This is a genomic window from Cryobacterium sp. HLT2-28, from assembly GCF_004402495.1.
GTDB lineage: Bacteria > Actinomycetota > Actinomycetes > Actinomycetales > Microbacteriaceae > Cryobacterium > Cryobacterium mannosilyticum.
In genome coordinates, this window is record NZ_SOFH01000023.1 from 217,400 (window position 1) to 232,044 (window position 14,645).

The 14,645-nt window shown below is 70.3% G+C and carries 12 protein-coding genes; 3 read left to right on the plus strand and 9 right to left on the minus strand.

Annotated elements, in window-relative coordinates; all coding sequences use genetic code 11:
• Positions 1-5: 5 nt before the first annotated feature.
• The 6 genes from E3O48_RS12475 to E3O48_RS12500 are packed head-to-tail and all read right to left on the minus strand — an operon-like array spanning position 6 to position 6,139.
• Positions 6-1,109 (minus strand): VIT1/CCC1 transporter family protein, encoded by a 1,104-nt coding sequence (locus E3O48_RS12475; RefSeq protein ID WP_134507067.1) that lies wholly within the window; start codon positions 1,107-1,109, stop codon positions 6-8.
• Complete coding sequence (locus tag E3O48_RS12480) at positions 1,106-1,405, minus strand: hypothetical protein (protein WP_134539221.1); 300 nt, start codon at positions 1,403-1,405, stop codon at positions 1,106-1,108. Before E3O48_RS12480 ends, E3O48_RS12475 begins: the two co-directional genes overlap by 4 nt.
• Complete coding sequence (gene gatB / locus E3O48_RS12485; protein WP_134539222.1) at positions 1,405-2,910, minus strand: Asp-tRNA(Asn)/Glu-tRNA(Gln) amidotransferase subunit GatB; 1,506 nt, start codon at positions 2,908-2,910, stop codon at positions 1,405-1,407. Before gatB ends, E3O48_RS12480 begins: the two co-directional genes overlap by 1 nt.
• Entirely contained in the window at positions 2,910-4,457 is a 1,548-nt protein-coding gene (gatA, locus tag E3O48_RS12490; RefSeq protein WP_134539224.1) for an Asp-tRNA(Asn)/Glu-tRNA(Gln) amidotransferase subunit GatA, read from the minus strand. Before gatA ends, gatB begins: the two co-directional genes overlap by 1 nt.
• Before the next feature lie 2 nt (positions 4,458-4,459).
• Complete coding sequence (gene gatC / locus E3O48_RS12495; RefSeq protein WP_134507059.1) at positions 4,460-4,756, minus strand: Asp-tRNA(Asn)/Glu-tRNA(Gln) amidotransferase subunit GatC; 297 nt, start codon at positions 4,754-4,756, stop codon at positions 4,460-4,462.
• A gap of 36 nt (positions 4,757-4,792) precedes the next feature.
• Positions 4,793-6,139, minus strand: a complete 1,347-nt coding sequence (locus E3O48_RS12500) for an alpha/beta hydrolase (RefSeq protein WP_134539226.1) — start codon at positions 6,137-6,139, stop codon at positions 4,793-4,795.
• Positions 6,140-6,389: 250 nt separating this feature from the next.
• On the opposite strand from E3O48_RS12500, the gene E3O48_RS12505 reads away from it, so the two are divergent.
• Positions 6,390-6,914, plus strand: coding sequence for a PadR family transcriptional regulator (locus E3O48_RS12505; RefSeq protein ID WP_134539228.1), 525 nt, complete (start codon positions 6,390-6,392; stop codon positions 6,912-6,914).
• Complete coding sequence (locus E3O48_RS12510) at positions 6,911-7,675, plus strand: alpha/beta fold hydrolase (RefSeq protein ID WP_134539230.1); 765 nt, start codon at positions 6,911-6,913, stop codon at positions 7,673-7,675. The genes E3O48_RS12505 and E3O48_RS12510 overlap by 4 nt, the downstream gene beginning before the upstream one ends.
• A 1-nt stretch (position 7,676) precedes the next feature.
• Here the strand turns inward: E3O48_RS12510 and ligA are convergent, their stop codons facing one another.
• The 3 genes from ligA to E3O48_RS12525 all read right to left on the minus strand — a co-directional run bounded on the left by ligA (position 7,677) and on the right by E3O48_RS12525 (position 12,510).
• Positions 7,677-9,965, minus strand: coding sequence for an NAD-dependent DNA ligase LigA (gene ligA, locus E3O48_RS12515; RefSeq protein WP_134539232.1), 2,289 nt, complete (start codon positions 9,963-9,965; stop codon positions 7,677-7,679).
• On the minus strand, positions 9,958-11,103 hold the full coding sequence (gene mnmA / locus E3O48_RS12520) for a tRNA 2-thiouridine(34) synthase MnmA (RefSeq protein WP_134539629.1): 1,146 nt from the start codon (positions 11,101-11,103) through the stop codon (positions 9,958-9,960). Before mnmA ends, ligA begins: the two co-directional genes overlap by 8 nt.
• A gap of 219 nt (positions 11,104-11,322) precedes the next feature.
• Entirely contained in the window at positions 11,323-12,510 is a 1,188-nt protein-coding gene (locus E3O48_RS12525) for a cysteine desulfurase family protein (protein WP_134539234.1), read from the minus strand.
• An 82-nt stretch (positions 12,511-12,592) separates the two neighbouring features.
• Between E3O48_RS12525 and glgX the strand changes: the two genes are divergently transcribed.
• On the plus strand, positions 12,593-14,635 hold the full coding sequence (gene glgX / locus E3O48_RS12530; RefSeq protein WP_134539235.1) for a glycogen debranching protein GlgX: 2,043 nt from the start codon (positions 12,593-12,595) through the stop codon (positions 14,633-14,635).
• The last annotated feature ends 10 nt before the right edge of the window (positions 14,636-14,645 follow it).

Genomic DNA, 14,645 nt, shown 5'->3' on the forward strand with positions numbered 1-14,645 from the left:
CCAGATCAGGCCATCGACGTGCCGAAGAGCAATCCGAGCAGGTAGGTGACGCCGGCGGCGCCGAAGCCGATCAGCAGCTGTCGGAGGGCTCGTCTGAGAGGCGGTCCGCCGGAGAGCAGCCCGACGATTGCGCCGGTGGCCAGCAGGGCGAGGCCGACGAGCACGGCCGCCACGATGATCGCCGCAGGCCCGCTGAGCCCGAACAGGTAGGGAAGGACGGGCAGGATCGCCCCGGAGGCGAAGAAACAGAAACTCGACGTTGCCGCGCCGAGGCCGGTGCCGATCGCCTCGTGCTCGTCGACCGCGGGCGAGAGCCCGCCCCGGGGAGCGACGTCGACCGGACCGGTGGCGATGGCCACCGTGCGCAGCACCTCCCGGGCGTGCACCTCGGCCCGCTCCGGGCTCATTCCCTGCGCTCGGTAGACCAGGGTCAGTTCGTTGGCCGCAAGGTCGAGGTGGGACAAAACCGTTCGGGTCGCCGGGTTCGGGGTGGATGCCTCGAGCAGTTCCCGCTGGGAGCGCACGGACACGTATTCCCCGGCTCCCATCGACAGGGCGCCGGCGAGCAGCCCGGCGATGCCGGTGAACAGGATTGTGGACGTCGGAACCCCGGTGGCTCCGATTCCGAGCACCAGTGCCAGGTTGCTCACCAGGCCGTCGTTGATGCCGAAGACCGCGGCACGGAAGGTTCCGGCCAGACGCTGGCGACCGCGGGCCGCGAGCCCGCGCACGACCTCCTCGTGGATGCGTTCGTCCGCGGCCATCGTACTGGTGGCATCCGCGTCGTCGTCGTAGGGCGAACGGGACTCGGCCCGCTGGGCCAGGGCGAGCACGAACACCGAGCCGAACCGGCGGGCCAGGAACCCCAGGAAGCGGGTGCGCATGGCGCCGCGCCGCGGTGTCCCGGCCTGGTCTCCGAGAAGGCCGCGCCAATGCGCTTCGTGGCGGCCCTCCGCCTCGGCGAGGGCGAGCAGGATCTCCTTCTCCTCCCCGGTGCGACGCGCGGCCAGGTCGCGGTAGACCGCGGCCTCGGCCTGCTCGTCGGCCAGGTACTGTCGCCAGCGACGGATGTCCGCCGCGCCGGCCGGGCGCTCGTGGGTCACGCTCATGCTTCCAGCGCCGCTTCGAGGTGACTCTGGGTCACCCGGGCGGACTCGTGCGGGCCCGACCCGTCGAGGCCGTAGAACGGTTCGTCGAATTGCACGACCCAGACCGCCTCGCGCAGGGTCACCGGGGCGTAGAGCGCGGCGCCTTCCATGTCCCCACCGGCCACGATCACCCCGCTCGGGTCCGGCGCGTGGGAATCCGGGTAGTTGCCGCGGTCGAGCCGCACCACGACCTGGACCCCCACGCCGAACCCGGTTCGCCCGGGTTCGGCCGGCCGCTGCTTCTTCCCGAATGCCATTACTCCGCCGCTCCCGCTCTCTCCAGCACGAGCTCGCGCACCCGGGCGGCATCCGCCTGGCCGCGCATGGCCTTCATGACGGCACCGATCACGGCGCCGGCGGCCTGCACCTTGCCGTCGCGGATCTTCGCGAGCACGTCGGGCTGCGCAGCCAGGGCCTCGTCGATCGCGGCGATGAGCGCGCCGTCGTCCGACACGACCGCGAGGCCGCGCAGCTCGACGACCTCGAGCGGGGTGCCCTCGCCGGCGATTACGCCCTCGAGCACCTGGCGGGCCAGGCGGTCGGTGAGCGTTCCGGCCACGACGAGTTCGATCAGCGCGGCAACCTGAACGGGGTGCACGAGGGAGTCGGCGGCCACGCCGGCCACGTTCGCGAGCCTGGCCACCTCACCGGTCCACCACTTGCGGGCGGCCTGGGCTGCCGATCCGGCGGCGATGGTGGCCTCGACGGCGTCGAGCAGGTCGGAGTTGACGACGTCCTGGAACTCCAGGTTCGCGAAACCCCAATCGGCCTGGAGCCGCTTGCGCCGGGCGGCCGGGGGCTCCGGCAGGGTCGCACGGAGCTCCTCGACCCATTCCCGCGACGGCGCGACGGGAACGAGGTCGGGCTCGGGGAAGTAGCGGTAGTCGTCGGCATCCGACTTGGGCCGGCCGGCCGAGGTGATGCCGGTGTCCTCGTGCCAGTGCCGGGTCTCCTGGGTGATGGTTCCGCCCGCGGCCAGCAGCGCCGCCTGGCGCTGGATCTCGTAGCGCACGGCACGCTCGACCGAGCGCAGGGAGTTGACATTCTTGGTCTCGGTGCGCGTGCCGAGGATGTTCGAGCCGCGCGGGCGGAGCGAGACGTTGGCGTCGCAGCGCACGTTGCCCTCCTCCATCCGGGCGTTGGAGACGCCGAGGCCTTTCACGATCTCGCGGATCGCGGCGACGTAGGTGCGCCCGATCTCCGGGGAGTCGGCCTCGCCGCCCTCGATCATCTGGGTGACGATCTCGACCAACGGCACGCCGCCGCGGTTGTAGTCGACCAACGAGTAGTCGGCACCCTGGATGCGACCGGTTGCCCCACCCACGTGGGTGAGCTTGCCGGCGTCGTCCTCCATGTGCGCGCGCTCGATGTCGACCGTGACCTGGCGGCCGCTTTCGAGTTCGATGGTGAGCTGACCGTTGAACGCGATCGGCTCGTCGTACTGCGAGGTCTGGAAGTTCTTCGCGGTGTCCGGGTAGAAGTAGTTCTTGCGGGCGAAGCGGGAGTACTCGGCGATCTCGCAGCCGAGGGCGAGGCCCAGGCGGATGCTCGACTCGATCGCCTTCGCGTTCACCTGCGGGAGCCCGCCCGGCAGGCCGAGGCAGGTCGGGCAGGTGTTCGTGTTGGCACCCTGGCCGAATTCGTTGGCACAGCCGCAGAACATCTTGGTCTTGGTGTTGAGTTCGACGTGCACCTCGAAGCCGAGCACCGGCTCGAACAGTTCGAGGGCCTTGTCGTAGTCCATCAGTTCGGCCTTTTTCATCAGACGACTCCCTCTTCGCTGGCGAACATTTCGGTGGGCGCGAGTTCGGGCGCCTGGCTGAGCAGGGTGTGCCCCCAGGTGGCCTCGAGCAGGCGCTCGACGGCGGCACCGAAGGTGTACAGGCGGGCATCCAGTTTCGCCGGCGCCATGATCTGCAGGCCGACGGGCAGCCCGTCCTCTGGCGCGAGCCCCATCGGAAGGCTCATTCCCGGCACGCCGGCGAGGTTCGCCGGGATGGTGGTGACGTCGTTGAGGTACATCGCCATCGGGTCGGTCATCTTCTCACCGAATTTGAAGGCCGTGGTGGGTGCGCTCGGCGACACCAGCACGTCGACCTGGGCGAAGGCCGCGTCGAAGTCGCGCTGGATGAGCGTGCGCACCTTCTGGGCGCTGCCGTAGTAGGCGTCGTAGTAGCCGGCGCTGAGGGCGTAGGTGCCGAGGATGATGCGGCGCTTGACCTCGGGACCGAAGCCGGCGTCGCGGGTGGCCGCCATCACCCGCTCACTGGTGAGAGGGCCCTCGGCCGGGTTGACCCGGATGCCGAAGCGCACCGAGTCGAACCGGGCCAGGTTGCTCGAGGCCTCCGCGGGCAGGATCAGGTAGTACGCGGCGATCGCGTACTCGAAGTTGGGCGCGCTGACCTGCACGATCTCCGCTCCGGCACGGGCGAGCAGGGCGAGCGTCTCCTCGAAGCGCTGCTTGACGCCGGGCTGGAATCCCTCGCCGGCGAGCTCCTTGATCACGCCGACCCGAACGCCCTTCAGGGCGCCGTCGGCCAGTCCGGCGCGTGCGGCGGCGGCCATCGACGGCCAGGAATCGGTGAGCGAGGTCGAGTCGAGCGGGTCGTGCCCGCCGATCACATCGTGCAGCAGGGCCGCGTCGTAGACCGTGCGGGTGACGGGGCCGACCTGGTCGAGCGAGGACGCGAGCGCGATCGAGCCGTAGCGGGACACTCCGCCGTAGGTGGGCTTGACGCCGACCGAGCCGGTGACGGCAGCCGGCTGGCGGATGGAACCGCCGGTGTCACTGCCGAGGGCGAGGGGAGCCTCGAAGGAACTCACCGCGGCGGCAGAGCCGCCTCCCGACCCGCCGGGGATCCGGTCCAGGTCCCACGGGTTGTGGGTCGGACCGTACGCGGAGAACTCGGTCGACGAGCCCATCGCGAATTCGTCCATGTTGGTCTTGCCGAGGGGAATCAGCCCGGCGTCGCGCACGCGCCTGACGACGGTGGCGTCGTAGGGCGGGATCCAGCCCTCGAGGATCTTCGAGCCGGCCGTGGAGGGCATGTCCTGGGTGGCGAGCACGTCCTTGATGGCGATCGGCACCCCGGCGAGCGGGCCGAGGACCTCGCCGGCGGCGCGGCGGGCGTCGATCCGGGCCGCGGTGGCGAGGGCGGCATCCCCGGCCACGTGCAGGAAGGCGTGCACATCGGTGTCGATGGCCGCGATGTGGTCGAGGTGGGCGCGCGTCACTTCGACGGAGCTCACCGATCGGTCGGCGAGCAGGCCGGACAGGTCGGCGGCGGACAGCTTGATCAGGTTGGTCATGGTCACTCCTCGTCCAGGATCGCGGGCACTCGGAACTTGTCGCCGTCGTGGTCGGGCGCGCCGGAGAGCGCCTGTTCGACGGTGAGCGAGGGAACGACCGTGTCGGGGCGGAAAACGTTGGTCAGCGGCATCGGATGGCTGGTCGCCGGAACGTCAGGGGTGGCCACTTCGGCCACCTTCGCGACGGAATCAACGATCTGGCCGAGTTCCGTGGTGAGGCGGTTGATCTCCTCCGGGCTGAGGTCGATCCGGGCGAGGTTGGCCAAATGCGCTACCTGCTCGGCCGTGATTTCAGACATGTTGCTCCGATTATCGTCGAGGTGGATTCCCCAATTCTATTCGGAGCCGTTGGTGACCAGATCCGCGTTGTCCGTTCCGATCAGGGCCATGTTGTGCAGTGACTCGCTGCCCCGGTCGAAATAGGCGTTGTGGCCGAGCGAACCGGAGAGCCAGGTCCCGGTGAGCCGGTTGTGCGCTCCGAACACCCCCAGCGGCCGGGCGCCGTACGATTCCGCCCCCGGGTCGCTGCCGAAGAAGGCGCTGTTGACCGCCGGGTCCCAGTCGGCCTTCCCCACGAACACGTTGCCGTTGGCCACGCTCAGGCTGTCGACGGACTGGATCTGGCTGCCGGGAGAACCGACCAGGACCAGCGCGTCGACCTCGAACGATCCGCGGGACAGGGCCGTGAGCGCGACCGTGGAGCCGTAGGAGTGCGCGAACACCGAGACGAAGGGCTGGTCGCCGGCACGGTCCGAGCGGATGCCCTGCGAGTACTTCTCGAGGAAGTCGGCGCCGGCGCCGGCGTGGTCGAGACCCCCGACGCTGAACAGGTCCGGGGCCTCGTAGCCGATCCAGGAGACGACGGAGATGCTCGCGGCGACCGATCCGCGGGCGCTCGCTGCCCGCTCGGCGAGGACGGCGCGCTGTTCGGCGTACAGGGACTCCGCGGTCGCGGTCCAGTTCACGATCTGGGGTTCTACCCCGTAGTTCATGCCCGGCACGAGGTAGCTGACGAATGCCGCGGTGTCCGGGTTGCCGAGGGCGATGGCGGCCCGGCCCCCCGCCACGGTGTCGAGGAGGACCAGGGATCGCCGCGGACCCCCGTCGGCTGGGCGGAGAGCGGCCTGCACCTGGGTCAGGATGGCGCGCTCGCGCGTGGCGGCGTCCCGGGCCGCGTCGTCGAGCGTGCCCGCGAGCCGGCGGTCCACCGCGGCCAGGCTCTGGCCCAGGTAGCGGGCGTTGGCCCGCCCGCGTTCGCGGAAGGGGATCCCGTCGAGGTTGCCGACCAGCCGGGGCGCCCCGGCGAGGAGGGACGACCGCTCGGTGCCGTCCAATCCGGTCCACCACCCGGTGACCTCGGTTGCGGCGGGGGGCACGGCCAGCAGGGAGTCGACCTGGCCGGGGAACTCGGCGACGAAGGTGGAAATGTCGCCGACGGACAGCCGGGACAGGCCGGCGAGGAGGCTGGCCCCCGACATCCGTCGCACTGATTCGAGAGCGGCGTCCGCCCCCGCGACCAGTGAGGCCGCCGGTTGCACGGAGATGGCCGGTTGCCCGGCGACCCCTGGCTCCCCGGAGACCGCGAGGTCCAGTCGGAGCGGCGTGGACAGGATGACGGCGCCCGCCGGTGCCGGGGCGGCCGAGACCCTGGCGCTCACCGCCGGGGGCGTGAGCGAGTGCACCCCGAGGGGCTCACTGACCGTGTGGAAGGTCAGTGAGGCGGATATCAGTGCCGCCGCTAAGAGCAAACTCGGGTACGTCCCCTCACGAACACCGAGCAGTCGGTTAGCTCGACGTGAAACACAAGGCCTGCATACTCAGAGTACTGAAACGGGGGCTCGGTTGGCCGGTCGCACTTCCCCCACAAAGGGGTGTCTTTTCGCCCCCATTTAATACTTGCTAAGTCCTATATGTGCATGGTCTAATATAACCATGTCACTGAAATTCGCCATCCTCGGGGTCCTCGAGCTGAAACCGCACACGGGCTACGACCTCAAGAAGACCATCGAAGCGTCTGTCGCCCACTTCTGGTCCGCCGACCAGTCCCAGATCTACCGCACCCTGGCCCTCCTCGTCGCCGACGGTCTCGCTGAGGTGGAAGTGATCACTCAGGACGGGCGTCCGGACCGGCGCCTGCACCGGATCACCCCGACCGGCCTGACCGCCCTGCACGGATGGCTGGCCTCGCCGCTGCCCCCGGAGACCCCGCACGACGCCTTCCTGGTGCGGGTCTTCTTCGTCGGTGAACTCGGGATCCCGGCCGCGACCGCGCTGCTCCAGGCTCGCCGGGCCGAGGCGGATGCCGTCCTGTTTCGGCTCACCGCCCTGGTCGGGCAGGACGGCGGCGAAGCCGTCGACCTCGCGCACACGCTCCGGCGCGCCACCCTCCGGAACGGGATCCGCCACGCCGCGGCCGAGCTGGCCTGGCTGGCCGAAACAGTGGAGGCGCTGTCATGAACTACCCCCTCGAACACGGCGCCGAAGCGACCGACACCGACACGATCGTCTTCCTGCACGGCGGGTCCGTCGCGGCCTGGTCCTGGGAGCCCCAGGTCGCCGGCCTCCCCGGCCGCCACCTGCTCACCCCTGACCTGCCGGGCTTCGGGGCCCGCTCCACCGAAGACTGGCGCTCACTCGCCGAGACCGCCGACGACGTCGCCGCCGCCATCGCCGAGCACGCGCACGGCGGCCGCGCCCACCTGGTCGGGCTCTCCCTCGGCGGCCTCGTAGCGGTGCAGGTCATGGCGCGCCATCCCGGCCTGCTGCGCTCCTGCCTCGTCTCGGGCGTTCCCCTGGACGGCATCCACGGCCTGGCCCGCTTCGTCAACACCCTGCAGTTGCACCTCTGGGGCCGCCCCTGGTATTGGCGCGCGCAGGCGAAGGCCTTCGGACTGCCCGCGGACGCGGTGACCGTCTTCGTCGAACACGGCCTGGACATCCGGCCGGACAATGCCGCGCGGGTCTTCGAGGACGTGAACCGCGGCGGCAGCCCCGAGGGACTGGGCGGCTACCGCGGCCCGCTCCTGGCCGTGGCGGGCGAGAAGGAATCCCGGCTCGTGCGGGACAGCCTGGCGACGCTGCAGACGCTCCTGCCGCAGACTCGCACCTGGATCGCGCCGGGCATGCACCACGTGTGGAGCATCGAAGACGCGGAGTTGTTCACGCGGATGGTGGCCGGCTGGGTCGACGACGGAACCCTGCCGGCCGCCGGCCGCTGAGTCAGTCGGAGGTGCTGGACGGGGTCTCCCCCGCGCCGTCCGCCGGCGCAGCGTCTCCGAGCGCGGCAGGGCCGTGCGTCACCAGCAGGTGGAACTCGGCTGCGTCGAGGATCCGGAGGCCGAGTTGCTCGGCCTTGGCCAGCTTCGACCCGGCGCCGGGACCGGCCGCGACGAAGTCGGTGTTCTTCGACACGCTCGAGGCGGACTTACCACCGGCAGCGATGATGGCCTCCTGGGCCTCCTCCCGGCTGTAGCCCTCGAGGGAGCCGGTGGCGACGACTGTCAGTCCACTGAGCACCCCGCCGGCCGCGGCCGCGGCGCCAGGCCCGGGATGGCCGAGCGTGACGAACTGGACCCCGGCGCGCGTCCACTGGTCCACGATCTCGCGGTGCCAGTCGACCTCGAACCAGGCGAGGATGGCGTCCGCGATGATGCCGCCGACCCCGTCGACCTCGGCGAGCTCCTCCCGCGTGGCGGCGCGGACCAGGTCGAGGGACCCGAAGTGGTCGGCGAGGGCACGCGCGGCCACCGGGCCGACGTGACGGATGTTGAGGGCCACCAGCAGTCGCCAGAGCGGCTTGGTCCTGGCCAGTTCGATCTCGCGCAGCAGCTTGATCGCATTCGACGAGGGTTGCGGCCCGGTCATCCCCTGCTTCTTCTCCGCGGCCGACGGGTTGCGCCGGAACGGTGTGCGCAGGCGGATGGCACCGTCCTCCTCCTCGCGTGGCAGCCCGGTCTCGGCGTCCCGCACGACCACCTCGATCGGCAACAGGTCGGCCAGGGTGAGGTCGAACAGGCCGGCCTCGGTGGAGAGCGGCGGCTCGGCGGGCACCGTCGGCTGGGTCAGCGCGGCTGCGGCGACCTCGCCGAGAACCTCGATGTCCAGGGCACCCCGCGATCCGATGTGTTCGACCCGTCCGCGCACCTGGGCGGGGCAGCTGCGCGCGTTCGGGCAGCGCAGGTCGATGTCCCCTTCTTTGGCGGGGGCGAGCGGGGTGCCGCATTCCGGGCAGTTCACGGGCATCACGAAGGCGCGTTCGGTGCCGTCGCGGAGTTCGATCACCGGGCCGAGCACCTCGGGAATGACGTCGCCGGCCTTGCGCAGCACGACGGTGTCGCCGATCAGGACGCCTTTGGCCTTGACCACGTCCTGGTTGTGCAGCGTGGCCTGGCGCACCTCGGAGCCGGCGACCCGCACCTTCTCCATCACCGCGAACGGGGTGGCCCGACCGGTGCGGCCGACGCTCACGACGATGTCGAGCAGCTTGGTGTTGACCTGTTCCGGCGGGTATTTGTAGGCGATCGCCCAGCGGGGAGCCCGGCTGGTGGCGCCGAGTTCGGCGTGCAGGGCGAGTTCGTCGACCTTGATCACGATGCCGTCGATCTCGTGTTCGACGCTTGCGCGGTGCACGCCGTAGTACTCGATGAAGGTCGCCGCCTGCGCGGCGGTCGGCTCCACCATGAAGTAGGTGCTGGTCGGCAGACCCCAGCCGCGCAGGAGCGCGTACACCTCGGATTGGGCGGCCACTGGCGGGTTCGCCCAGGCGCCGATGCCGTGCACGAGCATCCGGAGCCGGCCGAGCCTGGCCCGCATCAGCCGCAGCGGTTCGGCGGCCCTGCCCTCGGCCTTCTGGCGCAACGAGCCCGCCGCGGCATTGCGCGGGTTCGAGAAGACCCGCTCGCCGGCGGCTGCCTGCTCGGCGTTAAGTTCACGGAAGGCCTCGACCGGGAAGAAGACCTCACCGCGCACCTCGATCAGGGCCGGGTGGCCGGTGCCGGTCAGCTGTCGCGGGATTCCGGGGACCCAGTGGATGTTCTCGGTGACGTCTTCGCCGACCACACCGTCGCCGCGGGTCGCCGCGGTGACCAGCACGCCGTGTTCGTAGCGGAGGTTGATGGCGAGCCCGTCGATCTTGAGTTCGCAGAGGTAGTGCACGCCGCGGCCGGCGTCCCGCTCCACCTTCGCGGCCCAGTCCGCGAACTCGTCGATCGAGAACACGTTGTCGAGGCTGAGCATGCGTTCGGCATGCTGCACCGGTGCGAACAGGCTGGTCTCGGCGCGGCCGCCGACGGTCTGGGTCGGGCTGTCCTGGCTGGCCAGCTCGGGGAATTCGCCCTCGAGCACGCCGAGACGGTGCACCAGGGCGTCGTAGTCGGCATCGGAGATCACGACCTCGTTGCGCTCGTAGTAGGCGTCCCTGGCCGCCAGGATCCGCTGGGTGAGGTCGGCGACCTCCGCCGCGGCCCGGTGCAGGTCGGCCGGGGTTTCGGCGGCCGCGCCGTCAGGCATGTGCGGCGACGGCCGAGTCAGCGACGGGGACGGCGCTGACGGTGCGGTCGATGGTGCACTGGCCGAGCACGCGGGTGCCGAGGTAGACCACGGCGGTCTGGCCGGGCGCGACGCCGGTCAGCGGCTCAACCGGCAGGATTCGCAGTTCCACCCCGCCTGTGGTCGAACCATCGGTCGTCGAGCCTGTCGGAACCAGCCGCGCCACCGCGGGAACCGGGTCGGCGTGGGCGCGGATCTGCACGTCGCAGTCGAAGGCGATCTCCGGGTGCTCTGGGGCGACGCCGCACCAGGTGTACTTCGTGCCGGCGATCTCTTTGATCGCGAGCGCTTCCTTGGGCCCGACGATGACCGTGTTGGTGATCGGGCGCACCTCGAGCACGAACCGCGGCTTGCCGTCGGCGGCGGGGGTGCCGATCTGGAGGCCCTTGCGCTGGCCGACCGTGAACGCGGCGGCGCCCTCGTGCAGGCCGAGGGTGTTGCCATCGCGGTCGAGGATGTCGCCGGTCGCCGGCGGCACGCGCTCGGCCAGCCAGCCGCGGGTGTCGCCGTCGGGGATGAAGCAGATGTCGTAGGAGTCGGGCTTGGTGGCCACGGAGAAGCCGCGCTCGGCGGCCTCGGCGCGCACCTCGGCCTTGGACGGGGTCGCCCCGAGCGGGAACATCGAGTGCGCGAGCTGGTCCTGGGTGAGCACACCGAGCACGTAGGACTGGTCCTTGGCCCAGGCGCTGGCCCGGTGCAGCTCGCGGTTGCCGTCGGCATCCGTCAGGATCGTGGCGTAGTGCCCGGTGGCGACGGCGTCGAAGCCGAGGTCGATGGCCTTCTCGAGCAGCGCCGCGAACTTGATCCGCTCGTTGCAGCGCATGCAGGGGTTGGGAGTGCGGCCGGCGGCGTATTCGGCGATGAAGTCGTCGACCACGTCGAGCTTGAACCGCTCGGAGAAGTCCCAGACGTAATAAGGGATGCCGATGATGTTGGCCGCCCGCTGGGCGTCCATCGAGTCCTCGACCGTGCAGCAGCCCCGGCTTCCGGTGCGGAGAGTGCCCGGCATCCGGCTCAGCGCCAGATGCACGCCGACCACCTCGTGTCCCGCCTCGACCGCGCGGGCTGCGGCGACGGCGGAGTCCACCCCACCGCTCATTGCTGCCAAAACCTTCACCTGACGAGTGTAATAGGGTCGGACCGTTTGGCCAACGCGCCCGCTCCGCCGCCGCGGCGCGAGGCCGGAAGGCCTACGCGCCAATTGCGCCGCTGCGCGCCAGGCGCACCGGGCGCGCAGCGGCGCAACGGTGGCGCTCGAGCATCGGCCGAGGGCGGCGGATGCGACGGGTCAGGGACGCTCGGTCAACGGAGGCGCAGGTCAGCGGCCCGGCACGCGGTCGGCCATGCCGGCCCGGGAGGCCTGGGCGTGGGCGGCCGGCAGGGCGGCGAGCAGGGCGTCGACGTCGGCCATGGTCGAGGTGCGGCCGAGGGTGATCCGGAGGGCCCCGCGGGCCTCCACCTCGGTGCGGCCCATCGCCCGGAGCACGTGCGAGGGTTCCGGGATGCCGGCCTGGCAGGCCGAGCCGGTCGACACGGAGACGCCGGCCGCGTCGAGCAGGAACAGGAGTGAATCGCCCTCGCAGCCGGGGAAGCTGAAGTGGGCCGTTCCGGGCAGGTGGCGGGCCGGGTCGGGGTCGCCGTTGAGTTGCGCCGTGGGCACCGCCGCGAGCACCCCGTCCACGACGGCCTGCCCCAGCAGGGCCACCCGTGCGTTCTCGCCGGGCAGGTCGACCCCGACGGCGGCCGCGGCCACGGCGAAGGCCACGGCTGCCGCAACGTCCTGGGTACCGCTGCGCACCTGACGCTGTTGCCCGCCGCCGTGCACAAGCGGTTCCACCGTCGCGCGGCGGGACAGGACCAGAGCGCCGATGCCGACCGGGCCGCCGATCTTGTGCGCCGAGACGCTCACCGCGGACACTCCCCCGCGGCGCAGCGTGCGGAAGTCGATCGGGACGTGCCCGTAGGCGGCCACCGCGTCGACGTGCACCGGGATGCCGTGGGCCGCCGCGAGCGCGGCGACCTCAGCCACGGGCTGGATCGTTCCGACCTCGTTGTTGGCGGCCAGCAGGGTGACCAGGGCGATCTCCTCGGGGTGGGCCGCGATCGCCCGGGCGACGGCGGCCGGGTCGACCCGGCCGTGCTCGTCCAGCGGCAACCAGTCGATCATTGCGCCCTCGTGCCGTTCCAGCCACTCGACGGTGTCGACGGTGGCGTGGTGTTCCCCGCCGGGAACGAGGATGCGCCGCCTTGGCGCCCGGGCCCAGAACAGCCCCTTGATGCCGAGGTTGACGGACTCGGTGCCGCCGGCCGTGAAGACGACCTCGATGGGGTCGCAGCCCACACTGGCCGCGACGGTTTCGCGGGCTTCCTCGAGCATCCGTTTCTTGAGCTGGCCCTGGCTGTGGATCGACGCGGGGTTGCCGACGACCGTCATCGCTTCGCTGAACGCCGCGATGGCGCCGGGGAGCATCGGTGTTGTCGCGGCGTGGTCCAGGTAGACCGACATGGGGATCCTCTGCAGGTTTTCGGGCGTCGGCAGGTCTGATTGTGGTCAAAACCGACCGTCTGTACTCATTACTCTAGAACCCATGACTTCCGGTGATCCCCTGCGCAACCTCGGCGTCCGGTTGGGGGCCAACGGCGGCGAGCTGCGAGTGTGGTCGAAGAACGCCGACTCCATGGAACTGTGCATTTTCGACGAGACCGATCCCAACTGGATCGTCAAGACCGTCCCCATGACCAGAGACACCAACGACGTCTGGTTCGGGCGGTCCCGTACCCTCTCCCCCGGCCGTCGCTATGGCATCCGGGTCTCCGGTCCCGCCTCGTCGAGGAACTCGTTCCACCCGGAGAAAACACTGATCGAACCGTATTCCCGGGGTCTCGTGCGGGTCGGCCCCGACCAGTGGCAGTCCTCCGTCGTGGACGGCGGCTTCGACTGGGCCGGGTCGGTCAAACCGAAGATCGCCCTCGACCACACGGTCGTCTATGAAGCCCACGTTCGCGGCCTCAGCAAGCTCAACCCGGCGGTCCCGGCCGACCTGCGCGGAACCTACGCCGGCCTCGCCCACGAGTCGACGATCGGGTACCTGAAGAACCTCGGTGTCACCACGGTGGAACTGCTCCCGGTGCACGCATTCGTCTCCGAACAGCGCCTGATCAAGCAGGGCCTGACCAATTACTGGGGTTACAACACCTTCAATTTCTTCTCCCCGCACGCCGACTACGCCACCATGGCCTCCCAGTCCGCCGGCCCGGAGGCCGTGCTCCGGGAGTTCAAGGGCATGGTCAAGCTGCTGCACGAGGCCGGCCTCGAGGTCATCCTCGACGTGGTCTACAACCACACCGCCGAGGAGGGACCGAACGGCCCGGTCAGCAGCCTGCGCGGCATCGACAACGCCACCTATTACCGCCAGAACGACGCGGGCGCGTATATCGACGTCACCGGCTGCGGCAATACCCTGAACGTGTCGCACGAGGTGCCGCACCGCCTGGTGCTCGACTCGCTGCGCTACTGGGCGAACGACGTGCAGATCGACGGCTTCCGGTTCGACCTGGCGGTGACGCTCGGCCGGGACGGCAACGTCGAATACCAGCGCGACCACCCTCTGCTGACGGCGATCCGGACCGACCCTGACCTCACCGATGTGAAGCTCATCGCCGAGCCCTGGGACATCGGGCAGGGCGGCTGGCAGACCGGCAACTTCGCCGACGGGTGGACGGAATGGAACGACCGCTACCGCGACCGGATGCGTTCGTTCTGGCTGACCGACCTCGCCGCGGCGCGCGACGGTCATGCGGGCAGCGGCATCGGCCGTTTCGCGACCCGTCTCGCCGGGTCGTCCAACACGTTTTCGCAGGAGCGCGGGCCGCTTGCCTCGCTGAACTTCATCACGGCCCATGACGGCTTCACGATGGCCGACCTCACCGCCTACAACGTCAAGCACAATGTCGGCAACGGCGAGTCGAACCGGGACGGCACCGACAGCAACAACTCGTTCAACCACGGCGTCGAGGGCCCCACCCGCAACACCACCATCCTCACGACCCGGCGGAAGGCCATGCGCAACCTGCTGGCCACCCTCCTGCTCTCGGCCGGCGTTCCGATGATCACCGCCGGCGACGAATTCGGGCGCAGCCAGCGCGGCAACAACAACGCCTACTGCCATGACAGCGAACTGACCTGGCTGAACTGGGACCTGGACGACTGGCAGGTCGACCTGCACCGGGTCAGCCGGCGCCTGCTCGAACTGCGCCGGGAGAATCCGGCACTCCGGCCGGTGCGGTTCGGTCGCCCAGGCGAAACGACCCTCAGCGCCAGCGAAATGGACTGGTACAACGCCCTGGGCGAGTCGATGTCCGAGGAGGACTGGCACTCGTCGGATGAGCGCACGCTGCAGTATCTCGCGGCCAGCACCCCGGAGCGCGAGGAGTTCAATCGGATCCTGCTGATCGTGCAGGGCCGGGAAGCGGATGTCACGGTGACGCTGCCCGTGCACACGGGGGTCGGCTCGTACACGCTGCTCTGGGACTCGAGCCACGACGACATCAGCGATGCCGTGATCGAACACGCCCCCGGAGCCCGGCTGCTCGTCCCCGGCGCGTCGATGCAGCTCTTCCGGGCCCACTAGCCGTCACCCG